This window comes from Sphingomonas horti, from assembly GCF_009753715.1.
In the GTDB taxonomy this organism is placed as follows: domain Bacteria; phylum Pseudomonadota; class Alphaproteobacteria; order Sphingomonadales; family Sphingomonadaceae; genus Sphingomonas_B; species Sphingomonas_B horti.
Genome location: NZ_WQMS01000007.1, coordinates 208,373 through 230,744 on the forward strand (window position 1 = coordinate 208,373; position 22,372 = coordinate 230,744).

At 67.7% G+C, this 22,372-nt stretch carries 32 protein-coding genes; 11 read left to right on the plus strand and 21 right to left on the minus strand.

Annotated features, from left to right (window positions below):
* Window positions 1–6: 6 nt before the first annotated feature.
* Window positions 7–1,404 (plus strand): threonine synthase, encoded by a 1,398-nt coding sequence (gene thrC, locus GON01_RS07260; protein ID WP_157026687.1) that lies wholly within the window; start codon window positions 7–9, stop codon window positions 1,402–1,404.
* 80 nt (window positions 1,405–1,484) lie between these two features.
* Window positions 1,485–2,351, plus strand: coding sequence for a class I SAM-dependent methyltransferase (locus tag GON01_RS07265; protein ID WP_157026688.1), 867 nt, complete (start codon window positions 1,485–1,487; stop codon window positions 2,349–2,351).
* Here GON01_RS07265 and GON01_RS07270 read toward each other — a convergent pair.
* The 3 genes from GON01_RS07270 to GON01_RS07280 are packed head-to-tail and all read right to left on the minus strand — an operon-like array spanning window position 2,348 to window position 3,967.
* A complete protein-coding gene (locus GON01_RS07270; RefSeq protein ID WP_157026689.1) occupies window positions 2,348–2,992 on the minus strand; it encodes a heme exporter protein CcmB in 645 nt (214 codons plus the stop codon). The two genes, GON01_RS07265 and GON01_RS07270, sit on opposite strands and share 4 nt — an antisense overlap.
* Entirely contained in the window at window positions 2,979–3,569 is a 591-nt protein-coding gene (gene ccmA, locus GON01_RS07275; protein WP_198159806.1) for a heme ABC exporter ATP-binding protein CcmA, read from the minus strand. Before ccmA ends, GON01_RS07270 begins: the two co-directional genes overlap by 14 nt.
* Window positions 3,566–3,967 (minus strand): metallopeptidase family protein, encoded by a 402-nt coding sequence (locus GON01_RS07280; RefSeq protein WP_157026691.1) that lies wholly within the window; start codon window positions 3,965–3,967, stop codon window positions 3,566–3,568. The genes ccmA and GON01_RS07280 overlap by 4 nt, the downstream gene beginning before the upstream one ends.
* Window positions 3,968–4,002: 35 nt before the next feature.
* Here GON01_RS07280 and GON01_RS07285 point away from each other — a divergent pair, with 35 nt between their 5' ends.
* The 4 genes from GON01_RS07285 (at window position 4,003) to GON01_RS07300 (ending at window position 5,825) form a co-directional block, all read left to right on the plus strand.
* Window positions 4,003–4,296, plus strand: a complete 294-nt coding sequence (locus GON01_RS07285; protein ID WP_157026692.1) for a 4a-hydroxytetrahydrobiopterin dehydratase — start codon at window positions 4,003–4,005, stop codon at window positions 4,294–4,296.
* Between the two features lie 50 nt (window positions 4,297–4,346).
* Window positions 4,347–4,763 (plus strand): hemerythrin domain-containing protein, encoded by a 417-nt coding sequence (locus GON01_RS07290; RefSeq protein ID WP_157026693.1) that lies wholly within the window; start codon window positions 4,347–4,349, stop codon window positions 4,761–4,763.
* Window positions 4,764–5,057: 294 nt separating this feature from the next.
* Window positions 5,058–5,234, plus strand: coding sequence for a PspC domain-containing protein (locus GON01_RS07295; RefSeq protein WP_157026694.1), 177 nt, complete (start codon window positions 5,058–5,060; stop codon window positions 5,232–5,234).
* A 63-nt stretch (window positions 5,235–5,297) separates the two neighbouring features.
* Window positions 5,298–5,825 (plus strand): peroxiredoxin, encoded by a 528-nt coding sequence (locus GON01_RS07300; RefSeq protein WP_157026695.1) that lies wholly within the window; start codon window positions 5,298–5,300, stop codon window positions 5,823–5,825.
* Between the two features lie 43 nt (window positions 5,826–5,868).
* On the opposite strand, the gene GON01_RS07305 is transcribed toward GON01_RS07300, so the two are convergent.
* Genes GON01_RS07305 through GON01_RS07315 form a run of 3 tightly spaced genes read right to left on the minus strand, consistent with a single transcriptional unit; the run spans window position 5,869 to window position 7,243 of the window.
* On the minus strand, window positions 5,869–6,327 hold the full coding sequence (locus GON01_RS07305) for a RidA family protein (protein ID WP_157026696.1): 459 nt from the start codon (window positions 6,325–6,327) through the stop codon (window positions 5,869–5,871).
* Window positions 6,324–6,977, minus strand: coding sequence for an HAD family hydrolase (locus GON01_RS07310; protein WP_309503829.1), 654 nt, complete (start codon window positions 6,975–6,977; stop codon window positions 6,324–6,326). Before GON01_RS07310 ends, GON01_RS07305 begins: the two co-directional genes overlap by 4 nt.
* Window positions 6,974–7,243 carry a DUF3572 family protein gene (locus GON01_RS07315; RefSeq protein ID WP_157026697.1) on the minus strand — a complete coding sequence of 90 codons (270 nt, stop codon included), beginning with the start codon at window positions 7,241–7,243 and terminating at the stop codon, window positions 6,974–6,976. The genes GON01_RS07310 and GON01_RS07315 overlap by 4 nt, the downstream gene beginning before the upstream one ends.
* 44 nt (window positions 7,244–7,287) lie before the next feature.
* Between GON01_RS07315 and GON01_RS07320 the strand changes: the two genes are divergently transcribed.
* Window positions 7,288–7,650, plus strand: coding sequence for a response regulator (locus tag GON01_RS07320; protein ID WP_181600227.1), 363 nt, complete (start codon window positions 7,288–7,290; stop codon window positions 7,648–7,650).
* On the opposite strand, the gene ispG is transcribed toward GON01_RS07320, so the two are convergent.
* Window positions 7,647–8,762: a flavodoxin-dependent (E)-4-hydroxy-3-methylbut-2-enyl-diphosphate synthase gene (gene ispG, locus GON01_RS07325; protein ID WP_157026699.1), complete on the minus strand. Its 1,116-nt coding sequence runs from the start codon at window positions 8,760–8,762 to the stop codon at window positions 7,647–7,649. The genes GON01_RS07320 and ispG overlap by 4 nt on opposite strands.
* A 90-nt stretch (window positions 8,763–8,852) precedes the next feature.
* Between ispG and GON01_RS07330 the strand changes: the two genes are divergently transcribed.
* Window positions 8,853–9,506 carry an SDR family oxidoreductase gene (locus GON01_RS07330; RefSeq protein WP_157026700.1) on the plus strand — a complete coding sequence of 218 codons (654 nt, stop codon included), beginning with the start codon at window positions 8,853–8,855 and terminating at the stop codon, window positions 9,504–9,506.
* Window positions 9,500–10,429, plus strand: a complete 930-nt coding sequence (locus tag GON01_RS07335) for an isoaspartyl peptidase/L-asparaginase family protein (RefSeq protein WP_157026701.1) — start codon at window positions 9,500–9,502, stop codon at window positions 10,427–10,429. Before GON01_RS07330 ends, GON01_RS07335 begins: the two co-directional genes overlap by 7 nt.
* Window positions 10,430–10,458: 29 nt before the next feature.
* Here GON01_RS07335 and pal read toward each other — a convergent pair whose 3' ends face one another.
* From pal to GON01_RS07400, 13 genes are all read right to left on the minus strand, one after another.
* Window positions 10,459–10,965, minus strand: coding sequence for a peptidoglycan-associated lipoprotein Pal (gene pal / locus GON01_RS07340; protein WP_157026702.1), 507 nt, complete (start codon window positions 10,963–10,965; stop codon window positions 10,459–10,461).
* Window positions 10,966–10,987: 22 nt separating this feature from the next.
* The gene (gene tolB, locus GON01_RS07345; protein ID WP_157026703.1) at window positions 10,988–12,337 is read right to left on the minus strand and encodes a Tol-Pal system beta propeller repeat protein TolB; all 1,350 of its coding nucleotides are present in this window, start codon (window positions 12,335–12,337) and stop codon (window positions 10,988–10,990) included.
* A complete protein-coding gene (locus tag GON01_RS07350) occupies window positions 12,337–13,131 on the minus strand; it encodes a cell envelope biogenesis protein TolA (RefSeq protein WP_157026704.1) in 795 nt (264 codons plus the stop codon). Before GON01_RS07350 ends, tolB begins: the two co-directional genes overlap by 1 nt.
* A gap of 1 nt (window position 13,132) precedes the next feature.
* Window positions 13,133–13,555 carry a protein TolR gene (tolR, locus tag GON01_RS07355; protein ID WP_157026705.1) on the minus strand — a complete coding sequence of 141 codons (423 nt, stop codon included), beginning with the start codon at window positions 13,553–13,555 and terminating at the stop codon, window positions 13,133–13,135.
* Window positions 13,555–14,250: a protein TolQ gene (gene tolQ, locus GON01_RS07360; protein WP_157026706.1), complete on the minus strand. Its 696-nt coding sequence runs from the start codon at window positions 14,248–14,250 to the stop codon at window positions 13,555–13,557. The genes tolR and tolQ overlap by 1 nt, the downstream gene beginning before the upstream one ends.
* A gap of 2 nt (window positions 14,251–14,252) precedes the next feature.
* On the minus strand, window positions 14,253–14,702 hold the full coding sequence (locus tag GON01_RS07365) for a YbgC/FadM family acyl-CoA thioesterase (RefSeq protein ID WP_157026707.1): 450 nt from the start codon (window positions 14,700–14,702) through the stop codon (window positions 14,253–14,255).
* 50 nt (window positions 14,703–14,752) lie between these two features.
* Window positions 14,753–15,775: a Holliday junction branch migration DNA helicase RuvB gene (gene ruvB / locus GON01_RS07370; RefSeq protein ID WP_181600228.1), complete on the minus strand. Its 1,023-nt coding sequence runs from the start codon at window positions 15,773–15,775 to the stop codon at window positions 14,753–14,755.
* A gap of 156 nt (window positions 15,776–15,931) precedes the next feature.
* On the minus strand, window positions 15,932–16,528 hold the full coding sequence (gene ruvA / locus GON01_RS07375) for a Holliday junction branch migration protein RuvA (protein WP_157026709.1): 597 nt from the start codon (window positions 16,526–16,528) through the stop codon (window positions 15,932–15,934).
* Between the two features lie 71 nt (window positions 16,529–16,599).
* A complete protein-coding gene (gene ruvC, locus GON01_RS07380; protein WP_157026710.1) occupies window positions 16,600–17,085 on the minus strand; it encodes a crossover junction endodeoxyribonuclease RuvC in 486 nt (161 codons plus the stop codon).
* 157 nt (window positions 17,086–17,242) lie between these two features.
* On the minus strand, window positions 17,243–17,977 hold the full coding sequence (locus GON01_RS07385; protein WP_157026711.1) for a YebC/PmpR family DNA-binding transcriptional regulator: 735 nt from the start codon (window positions 17,975–17,977) through the stop codon (window positions 17,243–17,245).
* 15 nt (window positions 17,978–17,992) lie between these two features.
* Window positions 17,993–18,664, minus strand: a complete 672-nt coding sequence (locus GON01_RS07390) for a glutathione S-transferase family protein (RefSeq protein WP_157026712.1) — start codon at window positions 18,662–18,664, stop codon at window positions 17,993–17,995.
* Window positions 18,665–18,675: 11 nt separating this feature from the next.
* Window positions 18,676–18,915 carry a DUF2312 domain-containing protein gene (locus GON01_RS07395; RefSeq protein ID WP_157026713.1) on the minus strand — a complete coding sequence of 80 codons (240 nt, stop codon included), beginning with the start codon at window positions 18,913–18,915 and terminating at the stop codon, window positions 18,676–18,678.
* A gap of 67 nt (window positions 18,916–18,982) precedes the next feature.
* Window positions 18,983–19,282: a DUF1244 domain-containing protein gene (locus GON01_RS07400; protein ID WP_157026714.1), complete on the minus strand. Its 300-nt coding sequence runs from the start codon at window positions 19,280–19,282 to the stop codon at window positions 18,983–18,985.
* Window positions 19,283–19,355: 73 nt separating this feature from the next.
* On the opposite strand from GON01_RS07400, the gene pyk reads away from it, so the two are divergent.
* Complete coding sequence (pyk, locus tag GON01_RS07405) at window positions 19,356–20,816, plus strand: pyruvate kinase (protein ID WP_157026715.1); 1,461 nt, start codon at window positions 19,356–19,358, stop codon at window positions 20,814–20,816.
* 3 nt (window positions 20,817–20,819) lie between these two features.
* On the opposite strand, the gene GON01_RS07410 is transcribed toward pyk, so the two are convergent.
* Entirely contained in the window at window positions 20,820–21,179 is a 360-nt protein-coding gene (locus GON01_RS07410; protein ID WP_157026716.1) for a hypothetical protein, read from the minus strand.
* A gap of 115 nt (window positions 21,180–21,294) precedes the next feature.
* Between GON01_RS07410 and GON01_RS07415 the strand changes: the two genes are divergently transcribed.
* Window positions 21,295–22,293, plus strand: a complete 999-nt coding sequence (locus GON01_RS07415) for an adenosine kinase (RefSeq protein WP_181600229.1) — start codon at window positions 21,295–21,297, stop codon at window positions 22,291–22,293.
* Window positions 22,294–22,372: the final 79 nt, after the last annotated feature.

The window sequence follows — 22,372 nt, forward strand, 5'->3', positions numbered from 1 at the left end:
CCCGCGATGCGCTATCGGAGCACGCGGGGAACGGGCGCGACGCTCGACTTCGAACAGGTGACGCTGGCCGGATTGGCGCCGGACGGCGGCCTTTACGTGCCGGAGGAATGGCCGCACTTCTCGCATGACGCGATCGCGGCGCTCGCCGGCCTGTCCTATGCCGAGACAGCGGTCCGCGTGATGCGGCCGTTCGTCGGCGACGCGCTTTCGGACGACGAGCTCCGCGCTCTCTGTACCCAGGCCTATGGCCGCTTCGCCCATCGGGCCGTGACGCCGCTGGCGCAGCTCGACGAGCGGCACTGGGTGCTGGAGCTGTTCCATGGGCCGACCCTCGCCTTCAAGGACGTGGCGCTGCAGCTGCTGGGGCTGTTCTTCGAGCGCTTCCTCAGCGACCGCGACACCCACCTGACGGTGATCGGCGCGACGTCCGGGGATACCGGATCCGCGGCGATCGACGCGCTCGCCGGGCGCGCCAAGGTCGACATTTTCATGCTCCACCCGCAGGGCCGCGTGTCGGACGTCCAGCGGCGGCAGATGACGACCGTCAAGGCACCCAATGTCCACAATATCGCAGTCGAAGGGACGTTCGACGACGCCCAGGCGCTGGTGAAGGCGATGTTCGCGGAGCCGGCCTTTGCCCGGCGGTTCAGCCTGTCCGCGGTCAACTCGATCAACTGGGCGCGGCTGATGGCCCAGATCGTCTATTATTTCTACGCAGCGGTGCGGCTGGGGGCGCCGCAGCGGCCGGTCGCCTTCTCAGTCCCGACCGGCAATTTCGGCGACGTGTTCGCGGGCTACGCGGCGGCGAAGATGGGGCTGCCGATCGCACGGCTAATCGTCGCGACCAATGTCAATGATATCGTCGCGCGCGCGCTGCGCGACGGCGACTATTCGGCGGGCGAAGTCACGCCCACGGCCGCGCCATCGATGGACATCCAGGTCAGCTCCAATTTCGAGCGTCTGCTGTTCGACCTCGACGCGGACGCGGTGCCGGGGCAGATGGCGGCATTTGCGAACGAGCGGGCGATGCGGCTGACGGCGCGCCAGCGCGCCGGCGCGGCGGCGCTGTTCACCGGAGTCCGCATCGACGCGGACGAGATGGCGCTGGCGATGCGCTGGGCCTGCGAGGGATCGGGCCAGGTGCTGGACCCGCACACATCGATCGGGCTCGCCGCCGCGCGGGCGACCGAGCTGCCGGCCAACGTGCCGGTGGTGACGCTGGCGACCGCGCATCCGGGCAAATTCCGCGACGCGGTCGAACGCGCGACCGGCGTCAGGCCCGGCCTGCCGTCCCGCGTCGGCGCGCTGTTCGAGCGCGAGGAGCGGTACGACGTGCTGCCGGCGGAGCTGGAAGCCATCAAAGACTTTATCTCCGCCCGGGCCACCTCCGCCCGTTCGGGCTGAGCTTCTCGAAACCCTCCCTTTTCTTTGCCCGTTGAAAGAAGGAAGGGAGGCCTTCGACAGGCTCAGGCCGAACGGAGTTTATGGAGCGAAATCTCGAAACATTGATCGCCGAGCCTTGGGCCGATTACGGGCTGCTCGATTCGGGCCACGGCCGCAAGCTGGAGCGCTACGGCCGGTTCCGCTTCGTGCGCCCCGAGCCGCAGGCGATGTGGGCGCCGGCCGCGGGCGACTGGCGCGCGGACGCGGAGTTCATGCCCGGATCGGACGAGGAAGGCGGCGGCCGTTGGCGCTTCGGCGGGCAGGTGCCGCGCGAGGGCTGGCCGCTCGGGTGGGAAGAGCTCCGCTTCACCGCCTCGTGCACGCCTTTCCGTCACCTCGGCTTCTTTCCGGACATGGCGCCGGTGTGGAGCTGGATGCGCGGCATGCGGCCGAAATCGGCGCTGAATCTGTTCGGCTATACCGGCGTCGGCACGCTCGCCCTATCGGCCGCCGGCGCGGAGATGGTGCATGTCGACGCCTCCAAGAAGTCTGTCGATGCCGCGCGCGCCAATGCTGCCCTGTCGGGCATGGCCGACCGGCCGGTGCGCTGGATCGTCGACGACGCCGCCAAGTTCGTTGCGCGCGAAGTCCGTCGCGGGCGACGCTATGACGGGATCATCCTCGATCCGCCCAAATACGGCCGCGGGCCCGAAGGCGAGGTGTGGAAGCTCGAGGAAGGCCTCGCGCCGCTGGTCGCCGACTGCCGCAAGCTGCTCGACCGCGACGGCCGCTTCCTGTTCCTGACCGTTTATGCGGTGCGGATGTCGGCGCTGGCCATCGGCGAGTTGATCGCGCAGGCCTTTGCCGACTTGCCCGGCCGCGTCGAGATGGGCGAACTCGCCGTGCGCGAGGAAGCACGGGGGCTGCTGCTGCCGACCGCGATCTGGGCGCGCTGGCGCAACGACTAGGTGCGTGCCGCCCGGAGCGCCGCGCCCGCGGCGAACGGGGCGCCGGCGACCAGTAGCAGCGACACGGCGCCGAGCAGCTTCAGCGCGGAGCCGCTGCCGTCGCCCAGCGCTCCGGCGCCGAAGATCAACACCGGCACCGCGATCGGGAGCATCAGCAGCCCGCCGAGCGCGCCGGCACCACGCAGGCCCGCCGTCAGCGCGCTGACCGTCACCCCCAAAGCCGCGAGCGCGGGGGAACCGATCGCCAGCCCTGCTTCGATCCGGACGAGCGTGCCGGCATCGATCCGCAGCAGCGCGGCGGCAGGCAATGCCGACAGCATCAGCGTCGGCCCGAAGCTGAGCCAGTGCGCGACCAGCTTGGCAGCGGCGACGCTCTCGTCCGAATGCCCGCGCACCGCGAGCTGGTCGAGCACGCCGTTCAGCCGGTCCGGCTCGATCAGCCGGTCCACCGGCAGCAGCGCCGCGAGCAGGGCTGCCATCCACAGCACGCCGCCGCCGGTGCGGGCGAGCAATTGCGCGTCGGGCCCCACCGCGAAGGCGAACAGAGTCGCGACCAGCAGGAAGAACATGACCGGCAGCATCGCCCCGCCCGCGCGCCAGGCCTGAGCAACATCGCGGCGGATCAGGCTAAGCACCGGCATCTCGGGTCGGGGCAAGCGGAAGGATTTGAACCTTGCTCAAACGCAGGCCCTGGTGGGTCGCGGCCAGCACGATCCCGCCGGCTGCCTGATGCGTGGCGCAGGCCCGTTCCAGCCGGCCGATCGCCTCGCTGTCTAGGCCGTTGGTCGGCTCGTCGAGCAGCCAGACTGGGGCATCGCTAGCGATCACGCGCGCAAGGGCAGCACGCTTGCGCTGGCCGGTCGAGAGCATCCGCACCGGCACCGGCGCCAGGTGGACTAGACCCATGGCAGCCATCGCCTCGGGCAGCGCGTCTTCTCGCCCGTCCAGCCGTGCCCAGAAGCGCAGCGCGCTCCCCAGCGGCAGCTCGCGGTCCAGCGCCGCATTCTCGTCGGCGAGCGCGGCCGCGCCATTGCGCGTCACCCGGCCGGCAGCGGCCTCCAGCAGTCCTGCCGCGATGCGGAGCAGGCTCGACTTGCCGGCGCCGTTGGGGCCGGTGACGATCGCCGCTTCCCTGGCGCCAAGCGCAAGCGAGACACCCTCGAACAGCAGCCGGCCGCCGCGCACGCAGGCGACGTCGTCGAATCGCAACGTCGTCACCCGGCGAGGTCTTCGAGCGCGTGCATGTCGTCGTCGGACAGCCCGAAATGATGCCCCACCTCGTGCACCAGCACATGGGTGACGAGCGCTTCCAGCGACACACCGGTCTCGGCCCATTCGTCGAGGATCGGCCGGCGATAGAGATGGATCATGTCGGGCAGGGCGCCGCTGTCCGTCGAGGATTTGTCGCCGACCGGGCGCCCGGAATAGAGGCCGGTCAACTCGAACGGGTCTTGGATGCCCATCTGGTCGAGAGTCGCGTCGTCGGCGAAATCCTCGATGCGCAACACCACGTCGCCCAGATGCGCGCGGAATTCGCTCGGCAGCCGCTCCAGCGCCGCGCGTGCGAGCCGCTCGATCGTCTCCAGGTCCGGAGCATAGGTTGCCTGGTCGGCCATGGCGATGACATAGGACCAAGTCGAGGAGGCGGACAATGGTCGAACAGTTGAACGAGGGCGAGCGCGCGGCCGCGCTCGATCGGCTGGGCGAGTGGGACTATGACGAGGCGCGCGACGCGCTGACCCGCAGCTTCCTGTTCGCCGACTTCCCGGAGGCGTTCGCGTTCATGACGCGAGTCGCGCTGCTCGCCGAGAAGGCGGACCATCATCCCGAATGGTCGAACGTGTGGAACCGTGTCGATATCCTGCTCACCACGCACGATGCCGGCGGCCTTTCGGCGCGCGACGTGCGGATGGCGGAAGCGATCGACCGCGTGGCCGCATCTTAAGGCTTTGCTGACTCTTTGCCGCCATCGAGGACGGCAAAGAGGTCGCTCCAATGAAACAGCATGTCGAGACGCTCTGCCGCCAGCATGAGGAATTGCGGGCGCTGGCGGACGATTACGAGAAAGAGCTGAGCCGTGCGCAGCCCGACACGATGGCGCTGTCCAAGTGTCGCTGGACGCTGGCGCGGCTGATCAGCGCGCATCTCGCCTATGAAGGCGCCCATCTTTACCCTGCCCTGGCCCGCACCGGCGGCCGGCCGATGGAGACGGGCCGCAAGATGGCCGCCGAGATGACCGGGTTGGGCGCGCGCCTTCAGGCCCATGTCCGGGAATGGACAGTCAGCGCGATCACCGACGACTGGCCGGGCTATTGCCGCTCCGCCAAGAGTCTGATCGCGGTGTTGCGCGCCCGCATGGACGCGGAGGAAGCCGAACTCTATCCGCTAGCGATGGTAGCAAACGTCGCCTGACCTTGGCGCAAATGCGCGCCTCTTGGCGCGGATTACCACATGTGGCAAATCATTTGGCCCGCATCCCTCCTTGGGCGCGAGTTGGCACGAGCGATGCATTGCCCCTGATGACGCCGACGGATGGTCCGGCCGGCCAGTCAGGGAGATGAGAAATGACCCGCTTCACTTCGATGTTCGACACCGTTGCTTCGGTCGTCGCCGCTGTTGCCGTCGCCACGATGTTCGTGGTTGCCGCCGTCGGCCCCGCCGCGCTGCCGTTCGCGTAACCGCATCCCGCATCCAGGAATAAGTCCAATGTCTGCATTCCGTCTCGATCGCGGCAACGCCAAGCTGATGGGCGTGTGCGCGGGAGTGGGCAATGCAACCGGTATCGACCCGCTGCTGATCCGCATCGCGCTGTTCGTCCTGACGCTGATGCTGGGACCGGTGATGATCCTCGGCTATTTCGTCACGGCCTGGGCCGCGAACTGACGCTGGCACACCGAGCAAGGGGCGCTTAAGACAGTGGCGCCCCGAAGCTCAGGAGGCCTTTCGATGATCCGCACTGCCCTCGCCCTGTCGCTGCTGCTTTCCCCCGCTCCCGCTTTTGCCGCCCTCGCACCCGGCGCCACCGCGCCCGATTTCGCGACCCAGGGCGCCCTCGCCGGCAAGGCGTTCAGCTTTTCGCTGAAACAGGCGCTGAAAAAGGGACCGGTAGTCCTTTATTTCTATCCGAAGTCCTTCACGACCGGCTGCACGATCGAGGCGCACGAGTTCGCCGAGGCGACGCCCGAGTTCAACAAGCTCGGTGCGACGGTGATCGGCATGTCAGGCGACGATATCGACACGCTGAAGCGCTTCTCGACCGAGGAGTGCCGCGACAAATTCGCGGTCGCCGCCGCCAGCCCGGAAGTGATCAAGGCCTATGACGTGACGCTGCCGGTGATGGCGAGCCGATCCAACCGCACTTCCTATGTGATCGCGCCCAACGGCAAGATCGTCTTCGCCTACACTGCGATGAAGCCGGAAGGCCACGTCGCCGGCACGCTCGATGCCGTGAAGAAGTGGAAGGCGAAGAAGTAACCTCGTCATCCCGGGCATGACCCGGGTGAGGCCCGGGATGCGGCTAGGCTTTGATTGCCACCACGGCATCCACCTCGACCGCGACGCCGAGCGGGAGCGACGGCACGCCCACCGCGCTCCGCGCGTGCTTGCCGGCGTTGCCGAACACCTCGGCCATCAGCGTCGAGCAGCCGTCGGCGACCTTGGGCTGGTCGGTGAAGTCAGCGGTCGAGTTCACGAACGCGCCCAGCTTCACGATCCGGGCCACCCGGTCCAGCGAGCCCAACGCTGCCTTCATCTGGGCGAGCAGCATGATGCCGCAGCTGCGCGCGGCATCGCGTCCGGCCTCCAGGTCCATGTCCTCGCCTAGCCGGCCGGTGATGCGCTGGCCGTCCTTCTGGCTGACCTGCCCCGAGATAAAGAGCAGCCCGCCGGCTTCGACCGCCGGGACATAGGCAGCGACGGGAGCGGCGGGGGCGGGCAGCTCGATGCCGAGCTCGGCGAGGCGTTGTTCGATGCTCATGAGATTTCTCCAATCATCGGCATGGTCCGCGCGTCAAGCCCGGAGGTCAGCCGATCGCGGATCCAGCCCGTCGCCTCCGCCCAATCGTCGATCCGGGCATGGGCGCACGGTGCGGGCGGCATCATCGCCGCCAATTCGGGCTCGGCGACCATGTGGAGCCGGAAGACCTGCGGCGCCGCCTTTTCAACCGAGAGGTGATGCAGCGCCAAGTCGTCGACGAACACCGCCGCGCTTGGGCCATATTCGTCGAGCAGCTGCGCGACCGGAGTGCCCTTGCCGCCCTGGTTGCAGAGCACGCGGTGCTGGATGCCGACCGCCTCCAGCTGCGCGATCCGTCGCTCCTGATGCGTGTCGAGCAGGTTGGTGAGCACGACCACGTCCGCGATCCCGGCCAGTTCCGTCAGCGCCTCGCGGGCGTGCGGGACCAAGGTCTGGCGGTACATCTCGGTTTCGAAAAAGCCGTTCAGCAGTGGCCAGGTCTCCTCGCGCGGCAGCGGCTCGCCGGTCTCCCGATGCCGGACGGCGCGCGAATAATCGCCTTCGGACAGGTCGAAGTCGACGCCGTGCGCCTCGCCCAGCCAGTCGCGAAAATGGCTGACCATGTGCAGCAGAACTTCGTCGCAGTCTGTGATCAGGAGCGGGCGCGTCACGCGTCCAGCTCCGTGCGCGCCCTGATCAGAAGCTCTGGCTTGACCCCAAGGTGATCGGCGCAAGCGACGAGGTCGAGTTCGTGCGCTTCCAGAAAGGAGAGCACGGCCGCCTGCAGGGCCGGGTCCGTCGCACGCGCGCGGAGGTCATTGGTGGTTAACCCGGTCAGCGCAAGCAACCTCTCGGCGCGCCGCGAGTCTTCCAGAGACCAGGCGAGCGCAAGCAGCGCCAGGGTGGGAGCGTCGTGATTTGTTTCGGGACCGTGCATGTTCTATTGTGGATAAGCCTGGGGGCAGCGAGGATGTGTCGCTTGTGAGTAAGAAAGTGCTCGTTGTCGAGGACAACGAACTCAACCTCAAGCTCTTCTGCGACCTGCTGCGCGCGCACGACTATGTCGCCGAGCCGGTGCGCGACGGGCGCGAGGCGGTCGAACGCGCGCGCGCCTTCGAACCCGACCTGGTGATCATGGACATCCAGCTGCCCAACGTCAGCGGCATCGAGCTGATCGAGACGCTGAAGGCCGACGAGCAGCTGAAGCCGATCCCGATCATGGCCGTCACTGCCTATGCGGCAAAGGGCGACGAGGAACGCATCCGCGCGGCAGGCGCGGAGGCCTATGTGTCGAAGCCCATTTCCGTGATGCGGTTCGTGGAGAGCGTCGAGGCGCTGGTTTAGGCGGCCTGTGCCTGTTCGGCGGCTTCGATCTCCGCCGCCTTTGCTTCGACCAGCTTCACGATGTGGTCGATCATATCAGCGTCATTCACATGATGGTCGGTGACGCCGGACAGATAGACCATGTGCTTGCCGGCGCCGCCGCCGGTCAGGCCGATATCGGTCTCGCGCGCTTCGCCGGGGCCGTTGACGACGCAGCCGAGCACGGACAGCGACATCGGCGTGCGGATATGCTGCAGCCGCTCCTCAAGCTTCTCGACGGTGCGGATCACGTCGAAGCCCTGGCGCGCGCAGGATGGACAGGAAACGATGCGCACGCCGCGGTTGCGGATGCCCAGTGCCTTCAGAATCTCGAAGCCGACGCGCACTTCCTCCTCCGGTTCGGCCGAGAGGCTGACGCGAATGGTGTCGCCGATGCCGTACCAGAGCAGCGAGCCGATGCCGATCGCGCTCTTGACCGTGCCGCCGATCAGCCCGCCGGCCTCGGTGATGCCCAGGTGCAGCGGGCAATCGACGGCATCCGCCAGCTGCTGGTACGCCGCCACCGCCAGAAACACGTCCGACGCCTTCACCGCGACCTTATAATCGTGGAAATTATGATCCTGCAGCAGCTTGATATGATCGAGCGCGCTCTCGACCAGCGCCTCGGGGCAGGGCTCGCCATATTTTTCGAGCAGGTCCTTTTCGAGGCTGCCGGCATTGACGCCGATGCGGATCGCGCAGCCATTCGCCTTGGCCGCGCGCACGACCTCCGCCACCCGCTCGGACGAGCCGATATTGCCCGGGTTGATACGCAGGCAGGCCGCACCGGCATCGGCAGCTTCCAGCGCGCGCTTGTAGTGGAAATGGATGTCGGCGACGAGCGGTACGCGCGCGGCGCGGGCGATCTGGCGGAACGCCGCGGTGCTTTCCACGTCGGGGCAGGAAACGCGGATGATATCGGCGCCGGCCTCCTCGCAGCGGCGGATCTGGTCGATCGTCGCTTTCGCGTCCGCGGTCGGCGTGTTGGTCATCGTCTGCACCGTCACCGGCGCATCGCCGCCGACGGGCACGTTGCCGACCATGATCTGACGTGACTTTCGGCGCACGATATCGCGCCAGGGACGAACCGACATGTGGGATCTCTGCGTTGGTGCTTGCGTCCATATAGCGATGGCGGCCCTGAATCGGAACAGCTAAGCCGCGCGCGAGCTTGAGGAGGAACAATGCCCACAGTCCTGATCACCGGCGCGAACCGCGGCATCGGCCTGGAGTTCGCCCGCCAATATGCGGCGGACGGCTGGACCGTGATCGCCGCCGCGCGCAATCCCGATGCTGCCGACGAGTTGAAGCGGCTCGGCGTTGAGATCCTGCCGCTCGACGCCGCCGATCCGGCCAGCATCGGCGCACTGGCGGGACGCCTTTGCGGCCGCACGATCGACGTGCTGATCGCCAATGCCGGCGTGCTGCCGCGCGGGTTGAATGCCCAAGGGTGGCTGAACGGCTTTGCGACCAACTGCATCGGCCCGACGCTGCTCGCCAAGGGGCTGAAGGCGAACATGGCGGCAGGCGGGAAGATGATCGCGATCACCAGCCGGATGGGCAGCATCGCCGACAATGATTCGGGCGGCGCGATCGCCTACCGCTCGACCAAGGCCGCGTTGAACGCGGCGTGGCGGTCGCTTTCGATCGACTGGCGCGGCGACGACGTCACGCTCGCGATGCTGCACCCCGGTTGGGTGCAGACCGACATGGGCGGGCCCGGCGCGACGATCGAGCCGGAAACCAGCGTTTCCGGCATGCGAAAGACGATCGCCGGCCTGAGCCGCGACCGCAGCGGCAGCTTCCTGAACCATGACGGGCAGGAGCTCCCATGGTGAGCAGTGCGGACTGGACCCTGGTCGTCCATGGCGGCGCCGGGATCATCGAGCAGGGGATTCTGACGCCGGAGCAGGAAGCCGCGATCCGCGACGCTCTTTTGCGCGCGCTGGATGCGGGCGGCGCGATCCTGCGCGCCGGCGGGCAAGCGCTCGACGCGGCGGAAGCCGCCGTGCGCGTGCTGGAGGATGACGAGCATTTCAACGCCGGCCGAGGGTCGGTCTTCACCTATGAAGGCCGGATCGAGATGGATGCGGCGGTAATGGACGGCCGCAATCGCGACGCCGGCGCCGTCACCGGCGTGACCGCGACGCGCAACCCGGTCAGCCTGGCACGGCGAGTGATGGAGGACAGCCCGCACGTGCTGCTCTCTCGCGAGGGCGCCGACGGTTTTTCACGGGAACAGGGGATCGAGCAGGCCGGGGCCGACTGGTTCGAAGTCGCCGAGCGCCGGCGCCAGCTCGAGGAGCTGAAGGCACGCGGTGCCGACCATTTCGATATAGACATGAAGTATGGCACGGTCGGCGCGGTCGCCCGCGACAAGGCGGGGCACGTCGCCGCGGCGACCTCGACCGGCGGCATCACCGGCAAGCGCTGGGGCCGGATCGGCGATTCACCGCTGATCGGCGCCGGCACCTATGCCGACGACCGGGCCGGCGCCGTCTCTGCCACGGGGTCGGGCGAATTCTTCATCCGCGCGGTCGTGGCGCACGAAATCTGCGCGCGGGCGCGACTGGCGGGACAGGACGTGCTGAGCGCTGCCCGCGCGACGATCGCCGACATGGGCGCGCTCGGCGGCACCGGCGGTGTGATTGTCGTCGGCCCCGACGGCCGCGGCGGCTGGGCGTTCAATTCGAAGGGCATGTACCGAGGCAAGGTCTCTAGCGACCATGAGCCGGTGGTGGCGCTGTACGGGGAGGAATGAACCTCCCCGTACGGACGCGTTGCCGATCCCTACTGCACCGTCACGGTGACAGCGCGCCGGTTCTTCGCCCAGCTGGCTTCGTCGGAGCCGAGCGCTTCGGGGCGTTCCTTGCCATAGCTGATCGTGCTGATCCGGCTCGGATCGATGCCCAGCGAGGCGAGATAGTTCTTCGCCGCATTGGCGCGGCGTTCGCCCAGCGCGAGGTTATATTCGCGCGTGCCGCGCTCGTCGGCATGGCCTTCGATCGTGACGCGGACGTTCGGATATTGTTTCAAATAGGCGGCCTGGCTCTGTAGCGTCGCCTGGTCCGCGGCATCGATATTATATTCGTCGGTGTCGAAGAAGACGCGGTCGGACGCGACATTTGCGATGAAATGCGCCTGGCTGCCGGGGACCGGACCCATTTCGGCCGGCGGCGGCGCTTCCGGCGTCGGCGTCTCCTGCGGCGCGGGCGGCAGTTCCGCCGGCGGCTTCTTGGAGCAGCCCGCGACGGCGATCATTGCGGTGGCAACCATCAGCGTATGGCCAAATTTCATCTCATTCTCCTTTATCGTCGTTTCAGGGGAGCAACGGTCCCCAGGTCGGATCCGATCCATCGACCGGCGTTGGAATCTTGCGAAGGTTGCGGCCGGTCAGGTCGACCTGCCAGACGCTGGACGTTCCGGAACGGCCGGGCGTGGAGCGGAAGAATTGGATCACGCGGCCATTGGGCGACCAGGTCGGGCTTTCGTCCTGCCAGCCATGGGTCAGGATGCGCTCGCCGCCTCCCGACGGCGACATCACGCCAATGCTGAAGCTGCCGAGGCGCGTATAGGCGATCAGGTCGCCGCGCGGGCTCCATTCGGGCGTTGCGTAGGAACCGCCGCCAAAGCTGATCCGCTGCTGGTTCGAGCCGTCGGCGTTCATCACATAGAGTTGCTGCTTGCCCGAGCGGTCGCTCTCAAACACTATCCTGCTGCCATCGGGCGAGAAGCTGCCGCCGACGTCGATGCCAGGCGAGTTGGTCAGCCGCACCGGCGTGCCGCCCGCCGCCGGCATCTTGTAGATGTCGGTGTTCCCCCCCTGGCTCATCGAGAAGAGCAGCGTGCGCCCGTCCGGTGAGAAGCGCGGCGCGATCACCTGGTTCGGCGTCGAGAGCACCAGCCGCTGCCGGCCGGTGCCGACATCGTACACGAACACGTGCGGCCGGCGCTGCTGGTAACTCACATAGACGATCGACTTGTAGTCGGGCGAGAAGCGCGGCGTCAGCACCAGATTCTGGCCGTTGGTCAGGAAGCGGTGGTTGGCGCCGTCCGAATCCATGATCGCGAGCCGCTTGACGCGGTGATCCTTGGGCCCGGTCTCGGCGATATAGGCGATGCGGCTGTCGAAGAACGGGCTTTCGCCGGACAGGCGCGAATAGATCATGTCCGCACATTTGTGCGCCGCGCGCCGCCAATCGCGCGGAGCGACGACGAAGCCGGTGCGCTTCAACTCCGACTTCAGGTTCACGTCGTAGAGATAGCAGCCGACGGTCAGGTTGCCGTCGCCGCCCGCGCGGACGAAGCCGCTGACCAGCGCTTCGGCCCCTGTCTGCGGCCAGATGGCGAAATTGGGCGCGTTCGCCTCGGCGAAGCTGACCGTCGGAATTCCCGATGGCCCGAGCGGCCGGAATAGCCCGCTGCCGCGCAGGTCCGCCGCGATCACGTCGGCGATCTGGCGGCCGAGCGCGTCGGTGGTTCCGGCGACTGTCTCGCGCACATCATCGGTCGCAAGCTTCGGCACCGCGATGCGGAGATCGTCGCCCGCTTCGGCAGTCACGTCGACACTGAGGCCGGAAGGTTGCCCCACCAGCGGCGGCGCGACGGCGGGCGCCTGCGCCAGGGCGGCAGAGGCGATGGCAGTGAGGGGGAGCGCGAGATACTTCATCAAAGACCCTCGTAAAGCTGCGGTTCGATGCGTTTCCAGACCGCGTAATATTCCTTCGGGAAATGATAGGGCGCGGCAAGCCTCACCGCCGCGAGCGCGCGTTCGACGAACAGGTTCGCCTGGGCACGGTTGCTGGGCGTGACGCCGGTCGGCCCGATCACGCGCGGCTGGCCGACAATGGTGCCGTCGAGCGCGAGATTGGCGACGATCGTGACGCGCAGTTTCTCGACATCGGCGCCGCTGGGCGGGCGCCAGTGGGGCTTCAGCTGGCGCTTCAACTCAGACGCGAGCGACGCCTGCACGCGCGGCCCGACATTGGCGGCCGACGCCTCCGCCGCGCGGCTGACGCTCGCCGCTTCGGTGATACCCTTCAGGAAATCGGGGCCGAGCCGCGCGCCGCGCGCCTTGGATTGGGCGGGCTTGGCGGGCGCTGCCTTCGATGCCTCCGCCCGTTCGCGCACCGGCGGCTTGTTCGGCTTCGGCGTCGGGGTGGGCACGGGCGCGGGAGCCGGCTCGGCGGGTGCCGGCGCGGGCTCCGGCTGATTCTGGGCGTAGGCCGGCGCAGCCTCTTCCGGCCGACCGAGTTCGGGCGCGACGCTGGTCGCGGGCGGCTGCTCGGCACTACGCGCCGCCGTCGCTTCCAGGCCGACATCGTCGGCAAAGGTGACTTCGACCGGCGGCCGCTCGATTCGCAGCGGATTGGGCGTGGCGAGAAAGCCGACCGAGAGCAGCCCGAACAGGACGACATGCCCTGCGGTCGCAGCCCCCAGCCCGAATTTCTCCGCCCGGTCCATCTCAGTCCTTGTCGCCAACGCTCACCAGCGCGACCTTGTTCAGGCCGGCCCGGTTAAGCTCGCCCAGCACGCGCATCACCGCGCCGTAATCGAGCGAGCGGTCGGCGCGCAGATAGACCTGCGGCGGCTCGCCAGCGGCGAGCGTCGCGAAGCGATCGCCGAGCGCATCCTCGCTCACTTCATCTTCGCCGATGAATATCTGACCTGACCGCTCGATCGAGACGGTGACGGGCTCCTTGTCCTGCTTCAGCGCGCCCGCTTTCGACTGCGGCAGGTTCACCGGCACACCGGCGGTCAACAGCGGCGCCGTGACCATGAAGATGATCAGCAGCACCAGCATGACGTCCACCAGCGGCGTCACGTTGATGTCGGCCATCGGCGCGCGGCTGCGACCGCGGCTGGCGGAAGGGAGCTTGACTGCCATCAGGCCTCGGCATCCAGCTCGCGCGACAAGGTCGCGTGGAACTTATCGGCGAAGCGCAGCAGCCGTGCCTCCAGCCTGTTCAGGCCATGGCTGAAGCGGTTGTACGCGATCACCGCCGGGATTGCTGCGAACAGGCCGATCGCCGTCGCGAACAACGCCTCGGCGATGCCCGGTGCGACCACCGCCAGCGACGAATTCTGCTCCGCGGCGATCGAGGTGAAGCTGCGCATGATGCCCCAAACCGTGCCGAACAGTCCGACAAAGGGGGCGACGCTGCCGATCGTCGCCAAGACGTTGATCCGGCCGGAGAGCGCGTCGATCTCGGCCGCGCTGGCGCTCGCCATCAGTGTCGCGAGGCGGGAGCGCACGCCCTCGGCGTCGACTTTCTTGGCCGATGTCGAGCGGCGCCATTCCTTCAGCCCGGCATCGAGGATGCGCGCGGCGGGCACGTCCTCGTTGCCGCGCTTGTCATGAAAGCGGTCGATGTCCTGCGCGGTCCAGAAGTCGCGCTCGAACGCCTCGGACTGCGTGACCTGGCGCTTCAGGCGGAAGCCGAAGCCGATGATGATCGCCCAGGTCCAGATGCTGGCGAGCAGCAGGCCCAGCATCACCGCCTTCACCACCCAGTCGGCCTGGAGGAACAGGCCGATCGGCGACAGCGTCGTCGCGTCCGCATTCACGAAAAGCTGATCCAAGTCTAAACGTCCTCCAACAATCGTTCGAAAATGGTCAGCCAGGCGCGGGGCTGGCGGCGCGGCTTGCCGCTGCCCGGCGCCACGAACGCCGCGAGCACCTCCGCCTCGGTCAGAACTTCCCGCTCCAACATGACTCGCTGATGAATGGTTGCACTGGCGGCGGTGAAAGCCTTGATCGTGGTGACCACCACCAGGGCGTCGTCGAGCCTGGCGGCCCGGCGATAGCGGATGCGAAGATCGGCCACGACATAATAGCCCTCGCCCGCATCAAAGGCGGCGCGCTGGTCGATGCCGGCGACGCTCAGCATGTCCGACCGCGCCCGCTCCATGTAGCGCAGGTAATTGGCGTGATAGACGACGCCCGACAGGTCGGTGTCCTCGAAGAACACTCGCACCGGGAACCGATGCTCGCGGCCGACCAGCCGGCCGCGCTGGGGCAGGTCCAGCGTCATATGAACGGCCCTAACGGATGGAGACATGGGCTCCAACTCGTTTGGACCGGCTAATCGAACAACCCGTCCTGCCCATTTGAGGGCGGGTTGAGGCCCAGATGCTTCCATCCGCGCCCGTTCAGGCATCGGCCGCGCGCGGTGCGGGCGATCAGGCCCAGCTGGATCAGATAAGGCTCGATCACTTCCTCGATCGTGTCGCGCGGCTCGCTGAGGCCAGCGGCAAGCGTCTCCACGCCGACCGGACCGCCCTTGTAGATGTCGGCGATCATATGGAGGTAACGCCGATCCATCGCGTCGAGGCCGAGATGATCGACCTCCAGCCGGTTGAGCGCCTTGTCCGCGACATCGGCGTGAACGACCGCTTCGCCCGCGACATTGGCAAAGTCGCGCACGCGTCGCAGCAGCCGCCCGGCGATCCGCGGCGTGCCACGCGAGCGCTTGGCAATCTCATGCGCGCCGTCTTCGGCAATGCCGAGGTCGAGCAGGCTCGCCGCCCGGCGCACCACCTTCTCCAGCTCGTCGACCGTGTAGAAATTGAGGCGGATCGGAATGCCGAACCGGTCGCGCAAGGGGGTGGTCAGCAGCCCCTGCCGTGTCGTTGCGCCGACCAAAGTGAAGCGCGGCAGCTCGATCCGGACCGAGCGGGCCGACGGCCCCTCGCCGATCATCAGGTCGAGTGCGCGGTCCTCCATCGCCGGATACAGCACTTCCTCGACCGCGGGGGCGAGGCGGTGAATCTCGTCGATGAACAGGACGTCGCCGTCCTCCAGATTGGTGAGCAAAGCGGCAAGATCGCCCGACTTGGCGATGACCGGCCCGGACGTGGCTCGAAAGCCGACGCCCATCTCCCGCGCGACAATCTGTGCCAGCGTCGTTTTGCCCAGCCCCGGCGGCCCGAAGAACAGGACATGGTCGAGCGCGTCGCCGCGGGTTTTCGCCGCCTCGATGAACACCCGCAGATTCTCACGCGCCGCCTTCTGCCCGACAAATTCGTCGAGCCGCTTCGGACGAAGTGCCGCGTCGATATCTTCCGGCTTGCGCGCGGCGGCGAGAAGGCGATCGGTGTCGCTCACGTCAGATGCTAAACCCAATACAAAGGCCGATCAGAATGGCGCTGACCAGAAGCAAACCAAAACCCACTTGCCTCTTGAAACGGACGATCTGCGCGGGTCCTCGGAAATAGGGCCCCCGTTCCTTTTGCGCGCGACGAAAGTTGGGAAAATCCTGTTTCACCGCGCGGCCTTTTTCAGCGCGAGACGCACTAGCGCGTCAAGCGTCGCACTGTCCCCAAGCTCGTCATTCGCCGCTGCGACGGCCGCATTCGCTTCTGCCGGGCGGAAGCCGAGGTTCGTAAGAGCGGAGACGGCGTCGTTGGCCGCGCCGCTGGCCGGCATCGCGGCGGGGGCGCCGGGGCCCAGCGCAATGCCGCCGACCTTGTCCTTCAGCTCGCGGACAATACGTTCGGCAAGCTTGGGGCCGACTCCCTGCGCGCGGGCGACCATCGCCTTGTCGCCGCTCGCGACGCTGCGCTGCAGCTCGTCGGCCGACAGCGCCGACAGGATCGCGAGCGCGACGCGGCCGCCGACGCCCTGCACGCCGGTCAACAGCCGGAACCAGTCCCGCTCCGCCGCCGAGCCGAAGGCGAACAGGGTCATCGAATCCTCGCGGACCTGCATTTCGGTGAACAGCATCACCTGCCCGCCGATCGGACCGATCGCAGAGAGCGTGCGGCTGGAGGCCTGCACCAGATAGCCGATGCCGGCGACGTCGATCACCGCGTGATCCGCCCCCGCTTCCGCCAATGCTCCGCTCAATCGCGCAATCATCGCTCGTTCTATATCCGTTCGTATCGAGCGAAGTCGAGATACGCTTCTCGACTTCGATCGAAGCGAACGGGTTAGGGGATACGCCGAGCGGAGCCGAGATGATGCGCATGGCAGATCGCCACCGCCAGCGCGTCCGCCGCATCCGGGCCATCGATCTTCGCCCCCGGCAGCAGGCGCGCGACCATCGCGTGCACCTGCGCCTTCTCGGCCGTCCCGGTGCCGACCACCGCCTTCTTGACCAGAGTCGGCGCGTACTCGCCGACGATCAGCCCCGCTTTTGCCGCGCCGAGCAGCACCACGCCGCGCGCCTGACCCAGCTTCAGCGTCGATTGCGGGTTCTTGTTGACGAACACTTCCTCGACCGCCGCCGCCTCGGGGCGGTATTGGGCCAAGAGTGACGTCAGGGCGTCATCCAACGCCACCAGGCGTGCGCCGAGCTCCGTCTTCGCGTCGGTCGCGATCCGGCCGTTGGCCACATGCGCCAGCCGGTTGCCCCCCGCCCGGATCACGCCCCAGCCAGTCGTGCCGAGCCCGGGGTCGAGGCCGAGGATGATCATCAGATCCTCCCCTCGCTTTGCGAGGGGAGGGGGACCACGCGAAGCGTGGTGGAGGGGCCCGGAGCGAAGCGGAGGGTCTGCCTTCGCGCTAGGCGCTCAGCCCCTCCACCACTCGGCTTCGCCGAGCGGTCCCCCTCCCCTGCAGAGCAGGGGAGGATCAGGCGATCTTCTCCGCAACCTCGTCGGGCACGTCGTAATTGCCCCAGACCTGCTGCACGTCGTCGTCGTCGTCGAGGGTATCGATCATCTTGAGCAACAGGCGCGCATCGTCCTCAGCCACGCCGACCTGCATGTGCGGACGCCAGGCGAGCTTCGCGCCTTCGGCCTCGCCCAGCGCCGGTTCCAGCGCGCGCGCGACTTCGTGAAGCGAATCGATCGCGGTCCAGATGCGGTGTTCCTCCTCGTCGGACTCCACATCCTCCGCGCCCGCTTCCAGCGCCGCCTCGAACACTTTTTCGGCGTCGCCCGCCTTGGCGGGATAGGTGATCAGCCCCAGCCGGTCGAAACCGTGCGCTACCGTCGCCATGTTGCCGCCGTTCTTGGTGACGGCGGTGCGGACGTTGGTGGCCGTACGGTTGCGGTTGTCCGTCAGCGCCTCGATGATCAGCGAGGTGCCGCCGGGGCCGAACGCCTCATAGCGGACTTCCTCGTAGTTCTCGGCATCGCCCCGGCTCGCCTTGTCGATCGAGCGCTGGATATTGTCCTTGGGCATGGACGCAGCCTTGGCCGCGTTGACGGCGGCGCGCAGGCGCGGGTTCATGTCAGGATCGGGCGTGCCCATTTTCGCCGCTACGGTGATTTCGCGGCTGAGCTTCGAGAAGGCGGCGGACCGCTTTTTATCCTGCGCACCTTTGCGGTGCATGATGTTCTTGAATTTGGAATGGCCGGCCATGGCCTGTCGGTTCCTCTAGGTTGATTGCTGCGCCTGCTGGCGACGTTCCAGGATTGCGGCGAACGACTGTTTCATCTCGCGCACCGTGCGGCCGCCCAGCTCGCTGGCGAAGGCGCGGTCGCGATAGGCGGCGAGTCCCGGCTGCTCGGCAACGAGCGCACTGGTCCCGGCGATGGGATCGATGACCTCCATCAGCGAGAAGAGCGGGACCAGGATGCAGTCCGCAACGCTCGGGCTGTCGCCGGCAGCCCAGACATGGCCGGGGTTGCGCCCCTTTTCCAGCGCCTCGAGGCCGGCGACGATCGTCGTCCGGGCCTCATCGACCAGCACCGGCTCGTCGCGCATCCCGAAGACCTTGCACACCATGATCGGGCGCAGGCCGGCGAGCTCGTGGCTCGCGAGCGTCTCGACAAGCCGGGCGTGGGCGCGCTCGCGTGGATTGCCCGGCAACAGCGAGGGCCCGTCCAGCACCTCGTCCAGATAGCCGACGATCGCCGACGATTCAGCGAGCGTCCAGCCGTCGTCCTCCAGCACCGGGATACGGCCCATCGGGCTGATCGCACGGAATTCCGGCGACTGCATTGATCCGCCCGGCGGCGGCTCGACGGCCAAGTCATGGCCCTTGATGCGCGCCGCCATCAGCACGCGCTGGACGAACGGCGATGCGACCGAGCCATAGACCTTCATGTCGCTCCCCCTCAGTCGAGGCCCAGGGCGGCCTTGTAGGTGTCAAGCAGGGCCTCGGCCTCCTGCCGCGCATTCTTCTCCATGCGCCGCAACCGGACGATCGCCCGCATCGTTTTCACGTCGTAGCCGTTGGCCTTCGCCTCCAGATAGACGTCCTTCACGTCGTCGGCGATGCCTTTCTTCTCTTCCTCCAGCCGCTCGATGCGCTCGATGAACAGGCGCAATTGATCGGCGGCGACGTTGTCACTCATCTACGAATCCTTGGGGTTAAGGTGAAGGCGCGGCTCTAGGCGAAGCGCGCGGCCGCCTCAACCGCTTCTAAAGGCCCAGCTCCCGATTTCGCGCGACGCTCGATTCCATCCGCGCCAGCTGCTCCGGCGTCGCGGGCTGCTGGTGCGCCGCTTTCCAGTCGGAATAGGGCATGCCGTACACCGCCTCGCGGCCTTGATCCTTCGTCAGTGCCCCACCGCTTGCTTCGGCGAGCCAGTCGCCCAGGCAATTGCGGCAGAAGCCGGCCAGGCCCATCAGGTCGACATTCTGCGCGTCGCTGCGCTGCTGCATGTGATGAACCAGCCGGCGGAAGGCGGCGGCCGCCGCCGCGTCGCTATATTCGGCCATCCGATCCTCCCTATGGGTTGATCCTGACCGGATAGCCGGTAGGACGCCGCTGTCCAACGGGAAGCGAAAACACATGGCGACAAGCGTCGAACCCCGGTCCCGCAAGGTCCGCATCCTCGCGACGCTGGGGCCGGCCAGCCGAAGCCCGGAGATGATCGAGCGGCTGTTCCGCGCCGGAGCCGACGCGTTCCGGGTCAATATGAGCCACGGCGCGCAGGCCGATCACGCGCAGACAATTGCCAACATCCGCGCGCTGGAAAAGACGGTCGGCCGCCCGACGACGATCCTGGTCGACCTGCAGGGGCCGAAGCTGCGGGTCGGGACCTTTGCCGACGGCATGGCGATGCTGAAAACCGGCGCGCCCTTCGTGCTCGACCGCGACACCGCGCCCGGCGATGCGAACCGCGTCTGCCTGCCGCATCGCGAGCTGTTCATCGCGCTGGAGGAAGGATCGCGGCTGCTGCTCGACGATGGCAAGCTGGTGCTGCGCGTTACCAGCGCCTCGCACGACCGGATCGAGACGATCGTGGAGGTCGGCGGCGCGCTCAGCAACAACAAGGGGCTGAACGTGCCGGATGTGGTGGTGCCGCTGGCGGCGCTGACAGAGAAGGACCGGTCCGACCTCGCCTTCGCGCTGGACCACGACATCGACTGGGTGGCGCTGAGCTTCGTCCAGCGGCCCGAGGATGTGGCGGAGGCGCGGCGGATGATCCAGGGCCGCGCGGCCCTGCTCGCCAAGATCGAGAAGCCGGCGGCGCTGGAGCGGCTGGAGCCGATCCTGGAGCTCGCCGACGCGGTCATGGTCGCACGCGGCGACCTGGGCGTGGAGCTGCCGCCGCAGGACGTGCCGCCGATGCAGAAGCGGATCGTGGAATGCGCCCGGCGGATGGGTCGGCCGGTAGTGGTCGCGACTCAGATGCTCGAATCGATGATCAAGTCGCCGACGCCGACGCGCGCCGAAGTGTCGGACGTGGCTACGGCCATCTATGACGGCGCCGATGCCGTGATGCTGTCGGCGGAAAGCGCGGCGGGCGACTGGCCCGAGGAATCGGTCGCGATGATGGACTCCATCGCCAATGCCGTCGAGCGCGACCCCGGTTATTTCGCGCGCGTCCACTTCACCGAGACGCGGCCCGACCCCACGACCGCCGATGCGCTGGCGGAGGCGGCCGGCGCGATCGCGAAAACCGTATCCGCCGCAGCGATCATCTGCTTCACTTCATCGGGCTCGACCGCACGGCGGGTGGCGCGCGAGCGGCCGTCGGTGCCGCTGCTGGTGCTGACCCCCAAGCTGGAGACGGCGCGGCGGCTCGGCATCCTCTGGGGCGTGCACGCGGTCCGCACCAAGGACGTCGTCTCCTTCGAGGACATGATTGCCAAGTCGAAGCGCATGGCGCTGCGCCACAACATGGCGAAGGCCGGCGACCGGGTGATCGTGATGGCCGGCGTGCCGTTCGGGGTGCCGGGCTCGACCAACGTGCTCCACGTCGCGCGGATCGTCGGCGACGAGCTGAAGCGACACGCGTCCGGCTAGGACTTAGCGCTTCCTGTTCGCGATCAGGGCCGCCACGCAGCTGGCACGATCGATGTCGCGGCCGTCGGGCTGGCGAGCGTCGACATAGGTGACGATCGGCTCGTGCCGGCCTTTGGGGTATAGATAGGCGTCCAGCACGCAGATCGGGCCGGCGAATTGCAGCTTGCGCCCCTCGCCCTCGCGAACGTCGAGCTCCGGCTCCCCGAACAGGGCGACGAGGCCATGGGCGTCGTGGCCCAGCACGCGCTCCAGCCCGGCGGTCGAGATGACCGGCGGCGTCGACGGCAGCTCGCGCGCGGCCGGCGGGCCGACGCAGCCCGCGAGCAGCAGCGCCGACGTTGCAAGGACGATCCCGATACGCATCGCCCCCCGCTCACCACGCCACGGCCGCTTGCGCAAGGGCTTGAAGGGTCAAGCGGTTTGACGCGCCGCCAATCTGCACTATGCGCACGCCCGACCATTTGTCCCGGAGACCCGAGTGACCGCCGCCACCTACGACGTCGTCGCGATCGGCAATGCCATCGTCGACGTGATTGCCCGCGCCGAGGATTCCTTCATTGCCGAAAACTCCCTGCGCAAGGGATCGATGCAGCTGCTGTTCTCGACCGAAGAAGCCGAAGCGCTGTACGAGCGGATGGGGCCGGGTATCGAAACCAGCGGCGGGTCGGCCGCGAACACGCTTGCAGGCCTGGCCGCGCTGGGGCTGAACTGCGGCTTCATCGGCCAGGTCGCCGACGACCAGCTCGGCACCGTCTTCACGCACGACATGCGGTCGCAGGGCGTCCGGTTCGACACCGCGCCGCGCCCGGGCGAGCCGCCGACGGCGCGCTGCCTGATCGTCGTCACGCCCGATGGGCAGCGTACGATGAACACCTTCCTGGGCGCCTCGCAGTTCCTGCCCGCGGACGCCCTCAGCCTCGACCTGATCGCGGACGCGGCAATCCTGTATCTGGAAGGATATCTGTGGGACCCCGAGGAGCCGCGAGCGGCGATGCGGCGCGCGATCGCGGCGGCGAAGCAGGCCGGGCGGCGCGTCGCCTTCACGTTGTCCGACGTGTTCTGCATCGAGCGGCACCGCACCGATTTCCTGAAGCTGATTGCCGACGGCGCGATCGATATCCTGTTCGCGAACGAGAATGAGCTGCTGTCGCTGGAGGAAAGCGACGATTTCGAAGCCGCCGTCGCCTCAGTCTCGGCCCGCGTGCCGCTGCTGGTGGTCACGCGCAGCGAGCATGGCGCGATCGCGGTCAAGGGCGGCGAGCGGGCTGAAGTCGGCGCCGAGCCGGTGGAAGCCGTGGTCGACACGACCGGCGCCGGCGATCTGTTCGCGGCCGGCTTCCTCGCCGGCCAGGCGCGCGGCCGCTCGCTGAAGGACAGCCTGACCATCGGCGCGATCTGCGCGGCCGAAGTGATCAGCCATGTCGGCCCGCGCCCGCAGGCCGACATCAAGACGATCGTGGAAGCGCGGCTGGGCTAGAGCGTTTTCAGCTTAGGTAGCGGCATAGCCACAGTTGCGGAGATAGTTTGCGCATTCGGCTGGCGGGAAGCGGTCGAGG